This window comes from Lawsonibacter celer (genome assembly GCF_014281125.1).
Classification (GTDB): Bacteria; Bacillota; Clostridia; order Oscillospirales; family Oscillospiraceae; genus Lawsonibacter_B; species Lawsonibacter_B celer.
In genome coordinates, this window is record NZ_JACOEA010000002.1 from 86,826 (window position 1) to 107,015 (window position 20,190).

Sequence of the window (20,190 nt, forward strand, 5' to 3'; positions counted from 1 at the left end):
AAGTATATGCAAAGATGCGGGAAATGTCAAGGGGTGCCAGCTTTTTCCCCTTTACCTTTTGGACTGATTCAGATTATAAATAACCTCCTTTCGTCGAAGTAACGAAAGGAGGTATATCACAGATAACAACTGCTCGATCAATCCCAGTTTACCAATTTCTTTTCATATACAATAACGGATAAGGATTTCCTTGTTCATCCAATTCTGTTCTTTTATAAACTTCAAATCCCATATGCTCATAAAATCCTTTTGCAGCAGGGTTTTGCTCATTGACAGCAAGTTCATTTATTGAATAATCTTCAATACCATATTGTAATAGTTGTTTCCCTATCCCATGTCCTCTGCTTTCATTTGAAACAAATAACATTTCAAGTATTCTTTCTGCAACTCCCATAAATCCTACTGGATTTCCATGCTCATTTTCTGCAACAATTAAAACAGGAACACCATTTAATGCTTGTGGCACATACTGCTTCACATTGTTCATTTCATCACTTGATAAAAACAAATGAGTTGCTTTAACAGAACTTTCCCACACTTTTAACAATTGTTCAATCAAAAATGAGGTTCTGTTTTTTACCACTATAATCTTCATGTTCTTCACCTCCACAAACCATAATTTATTTCTTTACTTACATTATCATTTTTTTTGCTTCAATCAACGTATAGTAAAATTGACGAGGTCATCACTCATCACTCCAAAAGGCAAAAGGGCGCCGGCTTTTCCTACATGTTTTGTCCGCCTAGCCTCCCTCCATCCGGCGGTAGAACTCCAGGGTGCGGAAGCCCCGGTCCAGCTGGGTAAGCATAAAATCCTCGCAGGCGCTGCCTAGCCGCTCCAGCCCCGCCGGGCCGATGGGAAAGGAAAAGAGCCTCTTGGGGTCCCCGTACACCACATGGCGCATGGCGGCCAAGCTCGCCTGGTCCAGGGGGCGCACCTGGCCCGCCCCGGCGCCTTCCAGGCAGCGCCGGCAGCAGAGCACCCCCTCGCCCAGATGGAACATGGGCTCATCCGGCTGCGGCGCGCCGCACACGGCGCAGGCGTCCAGCAGCGGCTGGTACCCGGCCAGACACATGAGCTTGAGTTCAAAGGCCGCCTTCACCAGGGCGGGGGGCTTTTTCAGCTTATCCAGGGCGTACAGGCAGTTGAGGATCAGGGACAGGAGCGCCGGCTCTCCCCGCCCCTCCTCGGCCACGGCCTCCATCACCTCGGCGAAATAGGAGCCCAGGGACAGCAGCGCCACATCGGTGCGCACCCCCAGGAATTGCTCCAGGGTCTCCGCCTCGTTGAGGGTATAGTAGTCCCGGTACTCAAAGAGGGTCATATCGGAATAGACCAGCAGCTGCGCCGCGGCGGCCAGCCGGCTGCCCCTCCGGCGGCAGCCCCGGGCCTTTACCGTGCGCTTGCCCCCCTCATCCGTGAGCACGGTGAGGATTTTATCCGTCTCCTTATAATCCACCGCCCGCAGCACCAGGCCCTTGGCGTTGATATGCATACTTACACTCCCTATGTACCGTTCCGGGGCGGACCCTGCGGTCCGCCCCGTTGTTTACGCTGACTTTTCGCCGTTCTCCTCCTGCTCCGCCCGCATCAGCAGGCGGTACAGGCTGTATGCCTCCGGCAGGCCGGTCTGCAAAAAGAGCTTCCACAGGTTGTGCGCTTCCATCTGCTGCCGCCTCCCTTCCGTCTTTAGCTTGGCACAGGCGGCAGCCCTTTATGAACGGTAAAATTTACGTCACTTTTTTTCCGGCGTGTAGGGCGCAAAGCAGCCCAGCAGGGACTGTATGTCCTCCCCGGAGGGAACGTGGATCAGAATGCTTACCAGGTAGCCCTGGGCCGTGCAGCAGAGGGTGTAGGCGTCCTCTGTTCCGCCGCTGCTCCGCAGGACCTGGAAGGGCGCTCCGGCCACCATCAAGGCCTCCAGCCGCTCGTCCCCTTCCCCGGCCAGCGACTCCATCCGCTCATCCGGCGTGATGTCCGTCTTTTCCACCAGGAGTGCGATGGAGGAGGCGCCGTCGTCCGAGCGCGCCATGAACTGACAATAGCGCTCCCGGACCTTGGACTGCTCCTCAACCGCACGGATCTCCTGCTCGTCCAGCACCTTTTCCCACTGCTCCGGCAGCGTGAATTGAATCCCCAAAAAGCTGCTGGCGATGGTGTCCCCCTCCCAGACGGCGGGTTGGTAGCCCCTGCCCTGCATGACGGTGCCGATGACCGCAATCACCGCCAGCACCAAAATCATCCCCAGCCGGTTGCGCTTGACCGGCACGCTCTTTTCATTCGTCTCGCTCATACTCTGTCTCCCCTATTCGTCCCGGTAGCCAAAGTTGTGGATCAGGTTGAGATTGTCTCTCCAGTTTTCCTTTACCTTTACCCAGGTCTGCAGATAGACCTTTGTGCCCATAAAGCGCTCCATATCCTCCCGGGCCAGGGTGGATATCTTTTTCAGCATGGCGCCCCCTCTGCCGATGATGATGCCCTTGTGGCTCTCCTTCTCACAGTAAATGGTGGCGTCCAGGTCGAGCATCCCGTTTTCCCGCTCGGAAAACCGGGTGATCTCCACCGCGGTCCCATGTGGGATCTCCTTATCCAGGCACAGCAGCAGCTTCTCCCGCACGATCTCCGCGCAGATCTGCCGCTCCGGCTGGTCGGTAATCATATCCTCCGGGAAGAGTTGGGGCCCCTCTGGCAGGAATTGGGCCAGCACGCCCAGCAGCTCCTCCACGCCCTCTCCTGCCCGGGCCGAGATGGGCACGATGGCCGCAAATTCGTGGGCCTGGCCGTAGACCTGCATCACGGAGAGCAGCTCGTCCTTCCGGACGGTGTCGATCTTGTTGATGCACAGCACTGCCGGCACCTTCAGGGCCTTGATGCGGGCAATCAGCTCCGCCTCCGGCGCGCCAATATTGGCAATGGGCTCCACCAGCAGCACCACCGCGTCCACGTCAGCCACGCTCTCCTGCACCACCTTGACCATATAGTCCCCCAGGCGGGTGCGGGCCTTGTGCAGGCCCGGCGTGTCCAGAAAGACGAACTGGCACTCTCCCCGGTTCAGGATGGCACAGATGCGGTTGCGGGTGGTCTGGGGCTTATTGGTGACAATGGCAATCTTTTCTCCCACCAGGGCGTTGGTCAGGGTAGACTTTCCCACATTCGGCCGGCCACAGATGGTAATCATGCCGCTTTTTTTCACTTCCATAGGTGATCCTCAACTTTCTTGAACCATTTGTCCTCTACGATCCCCGTTGTTCTATATTTTGTTTAGCATACCATATTTTCAGGTAAATAGCTACAATAGAATGCAAGATGCGCGGAACGCCCTCTTACTGTCCCAATCAAACAGAACGTCTAGGCCACGCATGCGCAGCCTAGACAAATTATGGTTTGGAAGCGTAATAACCGCAAGTACGCAGGCTCTCCTTAAGCGACTTAATCGTGTAAAAGAAAAGTCGTATCTCCTCATCAGAGCAGTCTAACAGCATATCTGCAATCTCCTGCTCAAAAAACGGTCTGGACTTTTCGAGGCTTTCGTACAGCAGATTGTCCGCAGTCACTCCCAGCGCATTGGCGATGCTGACCAGTGTGGGCAGCCCCAGCTTAGTTGCACCACGTTCAATGTGAGAAATATTGGATGGCTCCTGACCGGCCAACTCCGCCAACCTCTGCTGAGTCCAGCCATGTTTCTTCCTTAAGCGACGAATCTGTCTGCCAATTGCCTGATAGTCCAATTTCATACAATTCACCTAATCGGATTTTTTAAATTTATTGTATATCCGATTAGGTTATGTTAAAATATTTTATATATCCGATTAGGTCTTAAATTAATTTTTTGGCCAAATTTTCCTTAAGCTTCCAACCTGTTAGAAAATAAAAAGCGAGGTGTTCTTTGTGCTATTTAGTGATTACAGCTGCATTTCCAGAAACTCTGTTCAGATTTTAGAAAATTCTGGAATTTACCGTCTGCTTGGCTTATCCTGGGCTTCCATCGTAGTGGTGCTCCACTCCGGCAGAACCATTATCGAGGCTGAAAATGACTGCGGAGGGCTGGGGCACGACCTGCCCTCCAGAGCACTGGAGGCACACAGGGCCGAACTGCTCCGCCGGGATAATCATTACGGTACACTTTTCTATGAAGATGTCCACTTCGCCTATTTTCTGATTCGACGGGATACCTCCTACAACGTCTACTATTATTTTGCCAAAAAGGGAGCAAACTTTTCTGACAGTGATCTGCAATGGTTCCAGATATACAATAAAAAAAGTTATAGCGCACTGGTGGTAAACAACGAGCTGATCCAGACACATGAGTACTTGTCCAGCGTCATTGATGGCATTGACTCCTATGTTCTGGTGCTGGATCTGGATAAAATTGTCATCTCCTACAATGCCAAGTGCAAGCAACTCTTTGCCCGGGATGTACAAACTGATCGCTATAGCTTTTCCATGCTCCGCTTTGAACGAATGGAGCAGCTGCGGGCCTGTATTCAGCGCGCCATTTCCACGGAGCGCAGACAGTTTTTAAACGGTATCCCCCTTCGCCCGCCTGAGCAGGACAAAATTTTCTCTATTGCAGTCTCCCCCCTGCACAACAGCAAGAAGGCCGTCTGCGGTGTAATTCTCATCTGCAACGACATGTCCAAATCTTACCTGGTGCAGCTGCAAAACGAGTCAATTGAAAAATATAAATTTATCAGTGATATTGCTCTGGGACTCTCTCATGATATCAAAAATCCTCTAATGAACATCCGCAGCTGTACTGGATACCTGCTCCAGCACAGACCCGGCTCCCAGGAACAGGATGAGCTTCTGCAGGATATCGGCCTGGAGGTCGACCGCATCAACGCTATTCTCAATCAAATGCTCTCCTACTGCAGCGTATCCACAGAGGACACCTCCTCCTTTGTGAACATCAACGACATCCTGTCCACCTGCATCCAGGTCATCTCCCGCCAGAAGCTCTACAAGGACATTTCCATCCACGCTGATCTGGCGGAAAACCTCCCGCCGCTGACTGCCAAAAGCGGCGACCTGTATCAGGTGTTTCTCAATATCATCCTGAACGCCGTGCAGGCCATCGAAAGCAGCGGTGTCATCACCATCTCCACCCGCCTGTCGGAACAGGATCGCACCCTGCTGGTGGATATCTCCGATAACGGCCCTGGTATCCCACCGGAGCACCTCCAGGATATCTTTTCCCCCTTTTATACCACAAAGCCTCAGGGGACGGGTGTAGGGCTTTATCTGAGCCATCGGCTCCTCCAGCACTACCATGCTGGAATTGAGGTAAGGTCTGACCCCGGGGTACAAACCACCTTCGCCCTGTCTTTCCCCGTCCGATAGGCCCTCTTTCCTCATTCCTTCCACCAATTATCCCAGAGAGGAGCGCACTATGTTTCACATTTTACTGATAGATGACGAAATCGTCTTCCTGCGTATTCTGAAAAAGGAACTGGAGCTGAAGGGCTATGAAGTGGTGGCAGAGTCAGACAGCAGCCGAGCCATGGATCATTTCTGCAGGCTCCAATTCGACATGGTAATTCTGGACATCAACATGCCCCACAAATCCGGCTATGATATTCTACAGGAAATTCGCCGCCGCGATCAGCGCTGCAATATCATTCTGGTTACCGCCTACGCCTCCATTGAGGGTGCCGTGCAGGGGATGAAGCTTGGAGCCAACGACTATCTGCAAAAGCCCTTCGCCCTCAAAATTTTGATGGATAAAATTGCCCAGTTGGCCAAATCCTCTGAGCATCTCCCGCCCAGACAGGGTTCCGCAGCTGCGGCGGATGCCATCACCCGGCTTTCGCCTTCCAACAACCGGCTTATGACCTTGGTGGCCCACACGATAGACCGGGTAAAGGATACTGGTGCTACAGTGCTGATTACCGGGGAAAACGGCAGCGGAAAAGGGGTTGCCGCCAAGATGATCCACTACTCCAGCAACCGCGCCAAGGAGCCGTTTATGCTGGTAGACTGTGCCGCAATGCTGGAGAACCTTATGGAAAGCGAGCTTTTTGGCTATGAAAAGGGGGCGTTTACCGGAGCTGTCAGCCGCCAAAAGGGTAAATTCGAACAGGCGGGCGCAGGCACCATCTTTTTGGATGAGATCGGCGTGCTTCCCCATCACCTCCAGACCCGGCTGCTCACCGTACTTCAAGAGAGGTATTTTTTCCGGGTTGGGGGTACAGAACGTATCCCCGTACGCGCGAGAATTGTGGCGGCCACCAATGAGAATCTGGAGGAATCAGTCAAAAACGGTATCTTCCGCGAGGATCTGTACTACCGCCTGAACGTGGTCCGTATTGAAATCCCACCTCTCCGCCTGAGGAGGGAGGACATTCCTCCACTATCCCAAGATATCCTCCGGCGCCGCGCCCAGGCCCTGGGGGTTCCACTTCCCGAAGTGGAACCGGCTTTTTTTGACACACTGTGCGGCTACCACTGGCCGGGCAATCTGCGGGAGCTTGAGAACGCTCTTGAGAGTGCTCTGATTCTCTGTGACGGCAGATATTTGAAGCCTTCCGACCTTCCTCTGCGCATTTATGGCAATGCCTCCTCACGAGGCGAGGAGGCCGCCCTTATGCAACGGGCCACAGAACGCTCAGAAATATCCGCCATCACTGCCGCCTTGGAGCAGTGCGGCGGAAATCGCGAGAGCACAGCCAAGTTACTGGGCATCTCCCGGCGTACCCTCCAGTATAAACTGAAAAAATACGGTTTGCTGACGCCCCGCGTGCTGGGTTCTTCCTTTCGTCAGAGCTGAAAAATGGGCTCTGTACCTTTTCTCCGTACAGAACCCATTTTTCTACTGGGAGCGCTCAGACCTTTGCCTGCTCCTGTTTCCTTGTATATTCCAGCGCCTCAGTATAGCGCAGATGCTCTTGGGAAACCGGCTCCCTGTTTGTCAGGGAGAGGGGAATCAGGACAATCAGGGTGACAGCCGCAGCAGGCCAGAAAGCAGAGATACCGAAGGGGTTTCCGCCGAAAAACCAGCCCGCCGCCACGATACCGCCGATGAGCATGGCCCAGAACGCAGAACGGGAGTTGACCCGCTTCCAGAACAGAGCCACCACCAATACCAGCCCCACGACAGAGCGGATTTGGAAGGCCCCCAACATGGAGCCCAGGATAGATCCGGCGCCCATGCCCAGCAAACTGGCCCCGATACCCACGATAACCGCTACCAGACGGGTACAGTTGAGCTCCTGCCGGTCGGTGGGGTCTTTATTGATCACCCCACGATAGAAATCCCGGGTAATGGTAGTGCTCACAATCAACAGTAGAGACGGCCCGGTGGACCAGATTGCCGCCAGAATCGCCATACTGATCAGCCCGCTGAAAAAGGGCCCCAGCTGGGCTGCTACAGTATAAATAATGCTGCCTGCAGCCGCGTCCGGCAGAAGCACCTTTCCGCAGATGCCAATAAGGGAGGGCGCCATGGCAAAGGGCACAATCAGGAACCCGGCAATAATGCAGCCGCGGTTGGCTGTTTTCACGGATTTGGCGGTAAAGACCGCGCTCACGGTAGTTGCCGCTGCCAGATAGGAGAACGCTGTGCCAATGGCAGAGGCGATGGTGGTCAGCCAGTCCGGTTGTCCAAAACTGAAATACGTGCTGGGCAGCGTATCCACCAGCACCTGCGGTCCGCCTACCAGGCGAAGCGCCAGAAAGGCGATGATAAAAACCCCCAGGTACATGACGAAGGAGTGCAGCAGATTCATCGAGGCGATCCCCTTCATTCCTCCCACTACCGTGACCACTACAAAAAGTATTGCCACAATGAGTGTCATCACAGTGGTGCTCACCCCCAGCATAGGAGCCAGGATAGCGGCTGCCGCTTTAGCCTGAGTGGAAAAGAGGATGCCATATACCAATACGATGACCACCAGCAGCACCATACGGCATCGGAAATCGAACAGTTTTTCATAGGCCTCCGGCACGGACATGACGCCGTAACGGGTACCCATCGCTTTATAAAAACGGCCTACAAATACGACAAAGAAAATACACCCCAGACACATGCCCCAATTGGCCCACACTGAGGAAAACCCCGTGGTAAACCCCGTGGTGGCATTGCCGATGGTGCCGGAGCCGGCAATCATTTCGGAAAACAACATGGCCACCACCGCCGGAAGGGTGAGGGCACCGCCAGCTACGGAAAAAGACTTGGAGTCGTTATTCTTTTTGACAAAGTAGAAGCTGATCGCCATAGTAACCGCCAGATAGACAACTACCATGATCAAAGGCAGATTTGCCATAACCTTATCACCTGACCATTCTCATATTTTGTATTATCCACTGCGGCCGGGCATATGCCCGGCCGCAGCTCATATCATTTTGGAGGTCTTTGATGTCGGAGGTTACACAAATACGCCAAACTTGACCAGGAGAAGGGTAATCAGAAATGCTGCGCCGCAGCCGATGAAGTTGGTCCGGATATAACACCAGATACCGGCGCCATAGCGAATCTTGCACACATTCATGCAGTTGACTGGACCGGAAGAATGGGGTGGGATACTGGTAAAGATACTGCTCATCATCAGGCGATGAGAGGTGGCCGGGGAGAGCCCCGCCTCGGTAAAGAGCGCAAAAGCATCAGGCCCGATAGCGTTGATGCCGCCAGTGGAGGAGGCGGTACAGAAGCTAAGTACAATGATCATGATGCAGCCGCCGTACAGGGAGGGGATCTGGTGCAGCCACTCAGTCAGCACCGTGTAGCCCAGGGAGGCCTTCAGGCAGGTTCCCACAGCACTGGCCGCAGATACGCCCAGAATAGGGGTAAAGCCGCTGCTGACACCCGCGGTGATAACCTCCCAGGGTTTTTTGATCCGGCCGGGCATGGCTACAAAGCACAGAAGGATGCCCAAGGCCACACAGATGATAATATTCCACTTCAGCACAGCTGCGGTAATGACCATAACCAGGATGGGAATAATGGACTGAATCAGGCTGGGCAGTTTGGATACGTCGTCGTCAATGCCACCTTCCAGGGAGGCAGCAATCGCAGCCCCAGTATCCATAAAGCCCTCGCCCCGCTTTTCGGAACGCTTTACATCCCAGAAGATAATAAGGATTTCAAACAGGAAGCACAGGCCGCCGCTGACGATGCCCATGACGGCGCCAGAGGAAATATCTGTGCCACAGATATTGGCAGCCGCAATATTAACCAGCTGCAGGTTACCCGGAATCATCATGGTGAACAGGCAGGTGGCGCCGCCGTAGCAGTACATTCTCCAGGGCAGATTATTGCGGCGGAACACCTCGATGGCGATGTCCATAACCGTGTATACAATCACAAAGCCGCTGACGCCCACATAGCTGAGAATGGCATACATAATGGGCACAAAGAGGGCGGCCAGGAATCTAGCGTTCTTCTTGCTCTTTCCACACAGGTGATAGACGGCGATGGCGATGCGTTTGGCGCCCCCGCTGGCACTCAGGGTCTTGCCGAACAGGGCGCCCAAAATAAAGATCAGGAAATAGGACTTAATAAAGCCAGAAAACCCGGCGGCCCAAGTGGAGGTAATTCCCTCCAGAATGGGGTTGCCAGAGGTTACGATGATGACCAGTGCCCCCAGGAAGCCGGACACCACCAGGTTTACGCCTTTGGCACAACAGAAGATAAAGAGCACCAGGCCGGCGGCAATACCAATCAGACTGACAATTTCCATATGTTCTCTCCTCTCAAAATACGCTTTCTTCTCTCTTTTAGGCTCGGTGCAGGATTAGATTGTCCCACAGCAGAAACCATTGGGTAGATCAGACTCTGTAAGCAGTTTTCTTTTTTGGGGCAACCTTTCATAAATTCCGGCTGCGCCCATACCGCCGCCCACACACATCGTGATCAGTGCATACCGACCGCCGGTACGCTCCAGTTCAGCCAGGGCTTTGCAGCTCAATATGGCACCAGTGGCGCCCAGCGGATGGCCCAGGGCCATAGCGCCGCCGTTGGGGTTGACCTTGGCCATATCCAATCCCAGTTCCCTGATACAGGGGATTGCCTGTGCGGCGAAGGCCTCGTTTAGTTCGATCACATCCATGTCTGCAATTTTCAGTCCGGTGAGCTTCATAACCTTTGGAACCGCATAGATGGGCCCGATGCCCATCAGGTGGGGCTCCACCCCCGCCACAGCGTAGGCCAGAAAGCGGGCAATGGGTTCAATCCCCAAGGCGTCCGCCTTTTCCCGGGACATGAGCACCAGGAACCCGGCTCCGTCGCTAGTCTGAGAAGAGGTTCCGGCAGTTACCGTGCCATTCTCTTTAAACACGGTCTTTAGCCCGGCCAGACTCTCCATGGTAGTATTCGGGCGAATTCCGTCGTCCCGTGAAAAGACCACGGTGCTTCCTTCGGCATCCGGTACTTCCACAGGGATGATTTCACCGTCAAATTTCCCCGCGGCCTGGGCAGCGGCGGCCCGCTTGTGACTCTCTACCGCTAGGGCATCCATCTCTTCCCGGGTCACGCCATAAGCCTCAGCCACATTCTCCGCCGTACCTCCCATCGGCACCAAGGAGTTTGGCTTGTGCTCCACTAGCCAGGGGCTGCGGTCGTCCAGCCCCATATTGATGGGCAGGGCCGACATAGACTCCACGCCGCCGGCCACCACCACTTGGGCCTGACCGGTCATAATGGCGTTAGCACCGATGGAAATCGCCTGCAGACCGGAAGAGCAAAAGCGGCACACGGTCTCCGCCGGAATACTGACCGGCAGATCGGCCCGCAGAACGATCTGCCGTGCTATATTCGAGCCCTGCTTGCCGCTGGGATTGGAGCACCCCACCACTACGTCGTCAATATCGGCGGGATCGAGGGCGGGTACCCGGTCCAGCACGCCTCGAAGCACCTGGGCGCCAAAGTCTACCGGGTGCGCAAATGCCAGCCCGCCCTTACGGGCCCGCCCCACAGCGGAGCGGCCGTAGGCGGCCACCACAACTTCGTTTAATCCGTTCATGTTTTCTCCCTCAGTTCTTATTTGTGATACTCGTAGAAGCCCTTTCCGGTTTTGCGCCCCAGTTTGCCTGCCTTAACCTTGGCTTCCAGCAGGTCATACCCCACGGACTTTTTTCCGGTAGCCTCATACTCCCGTTTGCGGGTGTTGAATGCGATGTCAATGCCTGCAAAGTCCAGCAATTTAAAGGGCCCAAGGGGATAATTCAGGCCGTTTTCCACCGCCGTGTCGATATCCTGCGGCGTAGCGTAGCCCTGCTCCGCCAGCCAGAAGGCCTCCACGCTCACCGCTTTGGCAATTCGGTTTGCAATGAAACCCTCAATCTCCTTCTTTACCCAGATGGGGGTCTTGCCGTTGGCCTTGGCAAAGGCGATCAGAGAATCTATCGTATCCTGGCTGGTATGGGGACCCTGGACCACCTCAATAAGCTTCATCACCAGTGCAGGATTGAAATAGTGGAAATTTGCCAGCCGTGCGGGGTTTGTCACACAGTGGACAAACAAGGACGAGGCCATAAAGCTGGAATTCGTGGCAATAATCGTATCCTCGCTTACCAAAGCGCTCACCTTGCGGAAAAAATCTTCCTTGATCTGCTGGTCCTCCAAAATTGCCTCAATCACCAGATCCGCACCTTCGGCAGCCTCCTCCAGGGAGGAAGCCACATGAAAACGCGCGTCGGCAGCCGCAGCCGCTTCCTGAGTCAGCTTCCCCTTGGCCACCCGCCCTGCCAGGTACTCCTCCGCCCAGGGCTGGAGCTTCTCTGCCACCTGGGGCAGTGTGTCGGTAATCCAGACATCAAATCCATTGATAGCCGCGCACAGTGCAATCTGCTTACCCATCTGGCCGCCGCCTGCCACACATACCTTTTTAATCTCTTTCAATTCCTTGTTGCCTCCTTATGCTGCTACTCTCCCATGTGCCCCGGCCGGGTGCGGGATACCGTTATCCCGCACCTGGCCCAAGGACAAATCTTAGGAAAGAGGACCGCTTATTTCGACTTTACCTGCTCAGCCCATTTCTTTTCCAGGGACTCAATGTATTCATGTGAATAGCCACAGCCTTCCAAAATCTCGAAGTTTCCGTCCCCTAACACCGGAGCGCCCTTGTAGACAGCCGGAGTCTTGGAGAAGTGGTTCCAGGGACCTCTGGCCGGGATGGTGGGTACACCGTGCGCCTGAAGACTTGCCGTGGTGGGCATATCGCAGATAGAACCGCGGCTGCGGAAGTGCTCGTCCTGAATCACTTCCGCCGTGGTCTGCACTTTGCAGCAGGGAATTCCTGCCTCATCCAACACTTTTACCGCCTCGGCGATATCGTCATACTGGGAGGCCCACTGCTGAATTTCCCCAATGATCCTATCCAGATTTGCGATGCGCAGGGCCGCAGTATTCAGCTCCTGGCCCAGCTCCGGCTTTCCAATCAGGTCGCACAGCTTGAACCACAGCTTATTGGCCGGAGCGCAGATGATCATGCTCTGGCCGTTTTTGCCGGGGTATACCCCGTAGGGGCACAGGGAGAAGCTGTGGTTGCCCATGCGGGTCATGGGCTTTTTTGCCGTAAAGGAGGGCTCCACACAGTTGTTGAGCGCCACCAAGCCGTCACAGAGGCTCACGTCGATATGCTGGCCCTCGCCGGTATTCTGCCGGTGGTACAGGGCGGCGGAGATACAACCGAAAGCGTTAATGGCGCCCACATAATCGCCCAGAATAGATCCGGACTTGACCGGCTCCCCATTGGGGTCGCCGGTAATATCCATCAGTCCGCTGAGGGCCTGGGCAATCAGGTCATAGCCAGGTTTCTTGGAATAGGGACCGCTCTGTCCGAACGCCGAAATGGAGCAATAGATTACATCCGGCTTAATGGCCGCCACATTTTCATAGTCCAGGCCAAATTTCTTCATAACGCCGGGCTTAAACGCCTCTACAATCACGTCGGCTCCCTTAATCAGCGTTTTGACCATCTCCACGCCTTCGGGGTCATCCAGGGCGATCTCCACAGAGCGCTTGCCACGGTTAAGCCACAGGAACGGCAGGGATTCACCCTCCAGCCGTGGGGCAAAGCCCCGCACGTCGTCGCCTACCACAGGGCGTTCAATCTTGATGACATCCGCGCCGTAGTCGGCCAGCAGGGAACAGGTCAGGGGCCCGGCGGCATTATTGGTAAAATCCAGAACCTTCAGGCCTTCAAAAATACTGCTCATACTTGTCTCCTCCAATTCTAATTCAGTTTTCATCGTCTGATCCGGTTCTTACTTTCCTTTGAATACAGGGGCACGCTTTTCCAGGAAGGCGTGGACCGCCTCGGCGTGGTCCTCAGTGCGGGAGCACTCACACATACCTGCGGTCTCGTCCACGATGAAGGCGTCCAGTTCGGGATAAAAATACTTGTTCATCATCATCTTCTGCTTGGCAAAGCCGTAGGTGGCCCGATGGGCAATCTTTTTAGCAAATTGATAGGTCTCCTCCTCCAGGGTATCGTCTGCGGCCAAACGGGTGGCCAGTCCCCAGCCATAGGCCTGCTCGCCGCCAATGGGCTCGCCCAGCATCATCATCTCCATAGCCTTGGCGGTTCCCACCAGCTTACCCACGTGGTACATGCCCGCAGTGTCGCCGGGCAGCCCCAGGTTAATAAATGCCATAATCAGCTTGGAGCGGGGGCTGACAATACGGAAATCACAGGCCAGGGCTAGACCAGCCCCCGCTCCGGCTGCCGCGCCGTTAACCATGGCAATCACCGGCTTGGGGCAGCGGCGGCAGGCCACGGACATCATGCCGGTGAGCATTGGGCCCCGCTCGGACATATAGGTCTTGTCGTCAATGTACTTCTTCATATTGGCGATGTTACCGCCAGCGGAAAAGTTTTTGCCCGTACCGGTAATCACAATGGCCCCCACATCCTGGTCCTTGCCAAAGGCCAGCAGTGCGTCCCGCACCTCTATGTAGGTCTCCTGGGCAAAGGCGTTGCTCTGTTCCGGCCGGTTAATGGTGATGGTGGCGATTTTATCCTCCACCTTGGTAAGAATTGTGGTATACATCTTGTACCTCCCTTTCTGTCCTGCGTCTTATTTCATCAGATTGCCGGCAATGACCAGCCGTTGCACCTGATTGGTGCCCTCAAAGAGCTGATAGATCTTGGCGTCCCTCATAAGCTTTTCCACCGGATACTCCCGGCTGTAACCGAAGCCGCCCAGTACCTGCACTGCGTCGGTGGCCACCCTCATGGCATTGTCGCCGCCGAAGGTCTTGGCTGCGGAGGCCACCACCGAGTCGATAATTCCGTTGTCGAGCAGACGGCAGGCATAAAGGGCCAGCTGTCGGGCCGCCTGTGTCTGAATCTCCATATCGGCAATCATGAAGGAGATGCCCTGGAACTTGCTGATGGGCTTACCGAACACCACACGTTCCTGTGCATACTTGACGCACTCATCAATGGCCCGCTGGGCAATGCCAACGGCTCCGGCGCAGGAGGCCGGACGGGTACGGTCCAGGGTCTGCATGGCAATCTTGAAGCCCTCGCCCTCTTTACCGATCAGGTGGTCGGCAGGTACCCGCACGTTGTCAAACACCACCTCGGTGGTATTGGAGGACCGGATCCCCATCTTGTTCTCCTCCTTGCCCGCAGACAGGCCAGGCCGGCCGGCCTCCACCATAAAGGCAGACATGCCACGGGCGCCCTTCTCCCGGTCTGTCATGGCAAACACGGTGTACAGCCCAGCTACGCCGCCGTTTGTAATAAACGCCTTGGCGCCGTTGATGACATACTCCTCCCTGTCCTTTACCGCAGTAGTGCGGCTGTTGACGGCGTCGGATCCGCCCTGGGCCTCAGTAAGGCAGAATGCCGTCAGGGCACCGGGGATCACGATGTCAGCCAGCAGCTGCTTCTGCTTCTCGTTGCCCGCCAGGACTAGGGGGGTAAACCCCAAGCCATTGGCCCCGATGGATACACTGTAGCCCGCATCACCCTTGGCCAACTCTTCCCGAATGATGTAGCTGGTTACATTATCCAGCCCCATGCCACCGTATTCCTCCGGGATGCCCATCAGGTGAAAGCCCACGTCCATGCCCTTGCGAATGGCTGCTGCCGGATACTCGCCCTTTTCGTCCCACTCGGCCGCATAGGGCTTAATCTCCTTCTCCATGAATTCTCGAGCCAGTTTCTGCAGCTCCAGCTGCTCATCGGTCAACAGATAACTCTTCGCCATTTACCTTCCTCCTTTTTGCCGATAGTTGTTCAGTTTCTCAGTTTCTCGTTGGTACGCAGGAAATGGTCGATCCGCCGATAGGTCCCCTCGCTCTGGGTCAGTTCCACAAAGCAGCGCCTCTCCTGGTCCAGAATCTCCTGTTCGGTATACTCCCTGGCGTTCTCTGTGCTGCTGCCCGCCAGAATCAGGGCGATCCTTTTGCCGATTTCAAAATCGTAGGCCGTAATCTTCCCCTCTGCCTGCAGCGCCTCACTATGGCGCAGAAGCAGATCGTAGCCCGCCTTGCCCGGCAGCACTGCCGCCCCGGCAGCCGGGGGCTGATAGCCTTCGGCGATGAGATCCAGACACCGCGCCTTTGCCACGGCAATCAAGTCCTCTTCTTCCTCCACAATGATGTCGTCCTCGTAGAGATACATCATCTCTCTGGCTTCCTGGGCGTTTTTGGAGACCTTGCCAAAGATAAGCTTGTCAAACAGGCGGATCAGCGTCTCCTCCAGGGCCTGACCAGTAAGTCCGTCCAGCAGCATGGCAGTGCATTTTGTGCCCCCGCCTCCCGGGAGCAGACCCACGCCGGTCTCCACCAGGCCCATATAGCATTTACCCAAAGCTACCCGTGCGGAACTGTGGAGCACCACCTCCAGGCCGCCGCCCAGGGTCATTCGATAAGGCACCGCCACAATGGGTTTTTTGCTGTATTTGATTCCCGCGGTCATGCTCTGGAAAGATCGCACGTTGTTCTCCATAGCGGTAAAGTTTTTGGCGTCAATGTTGTTTTTCATGTTGACCAGGTTGGCCCCTACAGAGAAGTGCTTGCTCTGGGACGCGATAACCATACCGTCAAATTCATACAGGTTATGGGCCAGCAGTTCCACGATAAACTCACGTACCGGGGCCGAAATGCTGTTCCCCTTGGACCGGAACTGGAGGCACCCGATCCCGTCGCCCATATCCAGCAGGGCGGCCTCCTCATTGGAGTAAACGGTCCGCAGATCACTAAGCTGAATCACGTTTTCACCTCCGCAGTCTTATTTCTTTTCGCCGTTGATGACCACGCCGTAAGAGCTCTTGTAGGCGCCGTCCAGGGCAAACACATAGTCCTTCAAAATCTGCTCCTCCCGGTCGAAATCATTTCTTGGAAGCCGGGAAATGCGCTGCAGGTTCTCCTGCTGTCCAGGCTCAAAATATCCGGCATACTCACTCACCGCACGGGTCACATAGCCATTGATATCCTTGACCAGGTAGCTGAAAAGCTGATCGATCACCAGATCCTCCACTCCCTCAATGCGGCATTTTTCATACACCAGCTGGCCGTAAACGATAGCGCCGAAGATGTTGCCCACATTGAGCATAAAGTCCGGGTTGGCGCTCTGGGCTTTGGTCATGGGGGTCTCATCGCTGAACCGTCCAAAGTCTGCGGCCTGCTCCAGGAAAATCATTACGTTGGGCAGCTCGCACCCAGCAAAGGATCGACGGTAGTCGGCAAACTTGATCTCCCGTACCCTTCCAAAGCCCTGATCCAGGCAATTGGCCGTATCGTCCTTCACCATCTTCCCATCGGGAACCGGAGGATAGTCCACATGGCTGTGAAAGTAGTTGGGAATAAATTTGACCACCTGAGACATGTTTACATGGGCCGTTCCCTCCAGGCGCATGCTGTTGCCCGTCTGCCGCACTGCCGTCTCGGCATAGGTATCGGTTTCGTAGGCCTTGGCTGCCATAATATTGTGGATCATAATCACCGCCCGTTCCGACTCCGTGGTGGCGTATCCTTTCTGGAGCGGGTTAAAGAGCAGGTAGCGGCGGTCGGTCTCCTTATTGGCCTGGCGGAAATAATCCACCGCCCGATAGGCGTACATGCGGGTCATAACGATGCGGGACCAAACCTCCAGCAGACTGCGGCGGATATGCGGCATATCGGTCACACGCTTGCCGTAGAGATACCGGTTGTGAGAGTGATTGATGCACTCATAGAGGGCATGGGTGGTCATGCCCACCACCTTGATGCTGGTTTGGGTCTTTCCGATGTTGATGGTGGACAGTCCCAGGGCAAACGCCTTATCCCCCCGGGCCAAAATGTCTTTCTCCGCAATGGGGTACTCAATCATATCGAACGTACCCAGCTGCCCGGTGAACATACCCACCACATCAATGTCGCCGCAGTATTTACAGTGTCGGTCCCGGCAGTCCACTACCCAGAATGCAAACTCCCCGGTATCCGCATCCCGGCCCAGGCAGGAAATCTTGGGAGCCCGGGAGGAATTTCCGATGTAGTACTTCTCCCCGTTGGCTACATAGCGGCCCTCACCTACTCTTTTGATATTTGCCTCGTTGCTGTACAGATCCGCGCCGTGGTTGCGCTCGGACATGCCGAAAGCAAACACATGCCCCTCCTTAAGCAACTGAGCCAGTTCACGCTTTTGCACCTCATTGTCCGACATCCAGATGGGCCCCACGCCCAGTACCGATACCTGATAGTTGTACTGATAGAGTCCATAAAACCCTAACAGTTCACTGGTAGCGGAAATCCGATAGTGATCCCAACGGGCATCCGGATCATCACCATAGCCCGCCGGGGTAAGCATAGTGGCAAACAGTCCGGATTCCTTAATAAACTGGTACCAATCGCTGGGCAGCCTGCGTGCCTTGGAGTCGATTCTCATGGAGTAGTTGCCCTTGTGCTCAAAAAATGCTACTGTCTGGTTGAGCAGAGCCTGTGTCTTGGGATCCCCCATCACCTGTGCCATCTGTTGGGGGTTGAGCAATAAGTTCTTTTTCATAGCGCTCTCCTTTTTCTGTCTCACATATCCGCCCGCTTTTTTGCCGTACGGTGGCAGACGTCTTCTGACTTCTCTTTTTAGCAAGCGCTGTGCCAACTCAGCTTTTCCGCTTTTTTCGTGTAAAACGCTCATTTTTTGTCCATTTTATTCTACTTATTCGAACCTTTTAGGCTACTTCAAAGTGCTTTTACATCCAGCTTTGTGCAGACCGTGCAAACGCCTCCATTTTCCTCCGCGCAAACCTTTGCACCCCTGCTGCCTTGGGCTCTGCACACAGCTATGGGTCTCTTCCTCCCCTTTCCCAGCCATATCAGGCCCTTCAGTGCTTTCACCACTTTCCCGAGGCAGAGTTGGCATTCTTTTTGCTTTCCTTACTAACTGCATAGGCAGAGAAAATGCCAAATAGTTAAACAGGAGGAATCGTTTTGAACATCTTGGTTTGTGTCAAACAGGTACCCGATACGACGATGATTAAAATTGATCCGGTGACCAATACCCTGATCCGCGACGGAGTTCCCAGCGTGGTCAACCCTTTCGACGGCTATGCCCTGGAGGCGGCGGCCCGGATAAAGGATCAGGCTCCGGATACCAAAATAGTTGTGGTATCTATGGGCCCGGAGCAGGCAAAAAACGCACTGAAGGAGTGCCTGGCCATTGCGGCGGATAAAGCCTACCTGGTTTCCGGCCAAACCTTCGGCGGCTCAGACACCCTGGCCACCAGCTACATCCTCTCCCGTGCAATACGCAAAATCGAAGAGGTTGAGGGCAGATTTGACGCTATCTTCTGCGGCAAGCAGGCCATTGATGGAGATACCGCCCAAGTTGGCCCAGAGATTGCCGAATGGCTGAGCTGTCCCCAAGTGACCTACGGCTTGTCCGCCGAGGCTGTGGAGGATGGTTTGGAGGTCGTCAAAGAGGGCGACGACGGCAACCAGATCATTGGGATTGACTTCCCCTGCGTGGTGACCTTCACCAAACCATCCTGGGATCCCCGTTACCCCACAATTAAACGCAAAATGGCGGCTAATCGGGCGGAAATTCCCACGCTTGGAGAGGATGCCTTCCCAGATATCGACACCAGCCGCATCGGCCTAAAAGGCTCCCCCACAAAAGTGAAAAAGACCTTTGTGCCCCAGCGCAAAAAGGGCGGTGTCCTCATTCAGGAGGAATCCGCCGCTGAAGCTGCCCAAAAACTGACAATCCTGCTGGGCGAAGCGCATATCATTTAAGGGAGGATGCAGCAATGGAAGCAAAGACAAAGGATTTATGGGTATTTGTAGAAACCAATGCGGACGGCTCCGCCAAAAATGTCGGACTAGAGCTGTTGAACCCAGGCCGCATGCTGGCGGACAAGCAGGGCGGAGCCCTGGTGGCCGTAGTCATTGGCTGCGGTGCCCAGTCCGCAGTGGAGGCCGCCGGCGTCTATGGCGCAGATAAGGTGATTCTGGTGGAGGGTGAGGAGTACCGGTTATATACCACTGATGCCTACACAGCCGCCTTGTATCACCTGATTGAGAAATATGGCCCCACCACTATGCTCATCGGCGCTACTCCCACCGGCCGAGATCTGGGGCCCCGCTTGGCCTGCCGGGTTAAGACAGGCCTGACTGCGGACTGTACCAGCTTAGATGTGGATGAGGAAAGCGGCAATATGGCCTGGACCCGCCCAGCCTTCGGCGGCAATCTGATGGCCACCATCCTGTGCCCGGACCACCGGCCACAGTTGGGCACGGTGCGGCCCGGCGTATTCAAAAGGATCCAGCCCGGCGAGAATCGGGCCGAAGTCATCCTGGAATCCTTTCACGTGTGTCCCGAAGAGATCCACACCCGTCTGCTGAAGGTCATCCAGGAGACGGCCAGTGAATTGGTGGACCTGGAGGGTGCAGAAATCGTCGTGTCCGGCGGACGGGGCGTGGGCAGCCCGGAGGGCTTTGCTCCCATCCGTGAACTGGCAGACATTCTGGGCGCTACTGTCGGCGCATCCCGTGCCGCTGTAGATGCGGGCTGGATTGCCCATGCCCACCAGGTGGGACAGACCGGAAAGACTGTGGGCCCCAAGCTGTACATCGCCTGCGGTATCTCCGGTGCGATCCAGCACTTGGCGGGTATGAGCAGTTCCGAGGTCATCGTAGCCATCAACAAGGACCCGGAAGCCCCCATCTTCGATGTGGCTGATTACGGTATTGTGGGAGATATCTTTGAGGTGGTCCCTGCCCTCATTGAGATGCTTCGCAAAACGAAGGGATAGGTCCTTTCCGC

Annotated in this window: 18 protein-coding genes; 4 read left to right on the forward strand and 14 right to left on the reverse strand. The window is 55.1% G+C overall.

The features are described 5' to 3' along the window. Nucleotides 1–148: 148 nt before the first annotated feature. The 5 genes from H9Q75_RS05165 to H9Q75_RS05185 all read right to left on the reverse strand — a co-directional run bounded on the left by H9Q75_RS05165 (nucleotide 149) and on the right by H9Q75_RS05185 (nucleotide 3,735). Entirely contained in the window at nucleotides 149–595 is a 447-nt protein-coding gene (locus H9Q75_RS05165; RefSeq protein WP_186565116.1) for a GNAT family N-acetyltransferase, read from the reverse strand. A gap of 148 nt (nucleotides 596–743) precedes the next feature. Then, nucleotides 744–1,496: a DNA repair protein RecO gene (recO, locus tag H9Q75_RS05170; RefSeq protein WP_186565117.1), complete on the reverse strand. Its 753-nt coding sequence runs from the start codon at nucleotides 1,494–1,496 to the stop codon at nucleotides 744–746. 240 nt (nucleotides 1,497–1,736) lie between these two features. Then, a complete protein-coding gene (locus H9Q75_RS05175) occupies nucleotides 1,737–2,294 on the reverse strand; it encodes a hypothetical protein (protein WP_186565118.1) in 558 nt (185 codons plus the stop codon). Between the two features lie 12 nt (nucleotides 2,295–2,306). Then, nucleotides 2,307–3,200 carry a GTPase Era gene (era, locus tag H9Q75_RS05180; RefSeq protein ID WP_186565119.1) on the reverse strand — a complete coding sequence of 298 codons (894 nt, stop codon included), beginning with the start codon at nucleotides 3,198–3,200 and terminating at the stop codon, nucleotides 2,307–2,309. Between the two features lie 178 nt (nucleotides 3,201–3,378). Continuing rightward, a complete protein-coding gene (locus H9Q75_RS05185) occupies nucleotides 3,379–3,735 on the reverse strand; it encodes a helix-turn-helix domain-containing protein (protein ID WP_186565120.1) in 357 nt (118 codons plus the stop codon). A 154-nt stretch (nucleotides 3,736–3,889) separates the two neighbouring features. On the opposite strand from H9Q75_RS05185, the gene H9Q75_RS05190 reads away from it, so the two are divergent. Both H9Q75_RS05190 and H9Q75_RS05195 read left to right on the forward strand, forming a co-directional pair. After that, the gene (locus H9Q75_RS05190) at nucleotides 3,890–5,341 is read left to right on the forward strand and encodes an ATP-binding protein (protein ID WP_186565121.1); all 1,452 of its coding nucleotides are present in this window, start codon (nucleotides 3,890–3,892) and stop codon (nucleotides 5,339–5,341) included. Nucleotides 5,342–5,390: 49 nt separating this feature from the next. After that, nucleotides 5,391–6,767, forward strand: a complete 1,377-nt coding sequence (locus H9Q75_RS05195; protein ID WP_186565122.1) for a sigma-54-dependent transcriptional regulator — start codon at nucleotides 5,391–5,393, stop codon at nucleotides 6,765–6,767. Nucleotides 6,768–6,822: 55 nt separating this feature from the next. On the opposite strand, the gene H9Q75_RS05200 is transcribed toward H9Q75_RS05195, so the two are convergent. The 9 genes from H9Q75_RS05200 to H9Q75_RS05240 form a co-directional block, all read right to left on the reverse strand. Continuing rightward, complete coding sequence (locus tag H9Q75_RS05200) at nucleotides 6,823–8,262, reverse strand: sodium:solute symporter family protein (protein ID WP_186565123.1); 1,440 nt, start codon at nucleotides 8,260–8,262, stop codon at nucleotides 6,823–6,825. 102 nt (nucleotides 8,263–8,364) lie between these two features. Next, nucleotides 8,365–9,675 (reverse strand): GntP family permease, encoded by a 1,311-nt coding sequence (locus H9Q75_RS05205; RefSeq protein WP_186565124.1) that lies wholly within the window; start codon nucleotides 9,673–9,675, stop codon nucleotides 8,365–8,367. A 54-nt stretch (nucleotides 9,676–9,729) separates the two neighbouring features. Beyond that, nucleotides 9,730–10,956, reverse strand: coding sequence for a thiolase family protein (locus H9Q75_RS05210; RefSeq protein WP_186565125.1), 1,227 nt, complete (start codon nucleotides 10,954–10,956; stop codon nucleotides 9,730–9,732). Between the two features lie 17 nt (nucleotides 10,957–10,973). Continuing rightward, nucleotides 10,974–11,834, reverse strand: a complete 861-nt coding sequence (locus tag H9Q75_RS05215) for a 3-hydroxyacyl-CoA dehydrogenase family protein (RefSeq protein ID WP_186565126.1) — start codon at nucleotides 11,832–11,834, stop codon at nucleotides 10,974–10,976. A 107-nt stretch (nucleotides 11,835–11,941) separates the two neighbouring features. After that, nucleotides 11,942–13,153: a CaiB/BaiF CoA transferase family protein gene (locus tag H9Q75_RS05220; protein ID WP_186565127.1), complete on the reverse strand. Its 1,212-nt coding sequence runs from the start codon at nucleotides 13,151–13,153 to the stop codon at nucleotides 11,942–11,944. A 48-nt stretch (nucleotides 13,154–13,201) separates the two neighbouring features. Continuing rightward, on the reverse strand, nucleotides 13,202–13,987 hold the full coding sequence (locus H9Q75_RS05225) for an enoyl-CoA hydratase/isomerase family protein (protein ID WP_186565128.1): 786 nt from the start codon (nucleotides 13,985–13,987) through the stop codon (nucleotides 13,202–13,204). A 27-nt stretch (nucleotides 13,988–14,014) separates the two neighbouring features. Further along, nucleotides 14,015–15,154: an acyl-CoA dehydrogenase family protein gene (locus tag H9Q75_RS05230; protein ID WP_186565129.1), complete on the reverse strand. Its 1,140-nt coding sequence runs from the start codon at nucleotides 15,152–15,154 to the stop codon at nucleotides 14,015–14,017. A 29-nt stretch (nucleotides 15,155–15,183) separates the two neighbouring features. Continuing rightward, complete coding sequence (locus H9Q75_RS05235) at nucleotides 15,184–16,161, reverse strand: enoyl-CoA hydratase/isomerase family protein (protein WP_186565130.1); 978 nt, start codon at nucleotides 16,159–16,161, stop codon at nucleotides 15,184–15,186. An 18-nt stretch (nucleotides 16,162–16,179) separates the two neighbouring features. Beyond that, entirely contained in the window at nucleotides 16,180–17,931 is a 1,752-nt protein-coding gene (locus H9Q75_RS05240; RefSeq protein ID WP_186565131.1) for an acyl-CoA dehydrogenase family protein, read from the reverse strand. Nucleotides 17,932–18,356: 425 nt separating this feature from the next. Between H9Q75_RS05240 and H9Q75_RS05245 the strand changes: the two genes are divergently transcribed. Both H9Q75_RS05245 and H9Q75_RS05250 read left to right on the forward strand, forming a co-directional pair. Then, the gene (locus tag H9Q75_RS05245; RefSeq protein WP_186565132.1) at nucleotides 18,357–19,160 is read left to right on the forward strand and encodes an electron transfer flavoprotein subunit beta/FixA family protein; all 804 of its coding nucleotides are present in this window, start codon (nucleotides 18,357–18,359) and stop codon (nucleotides 19,158–19,160) included. Nucleotides 19,161–19,174: 14 nt separating this feature from the next. Continuing rightward, entirely contained in the window at nucleotides 19,175–20,179 is a 1,005-nt protein-coding gene (locus tag H9Q75_RS05250) for an electron transfer flavoprotein subunit alpha/FixB family protein (protein WP_186565133.1), read from the forward strand. Nucleotides 20,180–20,190: the final 11 nt, after the last annotated feature.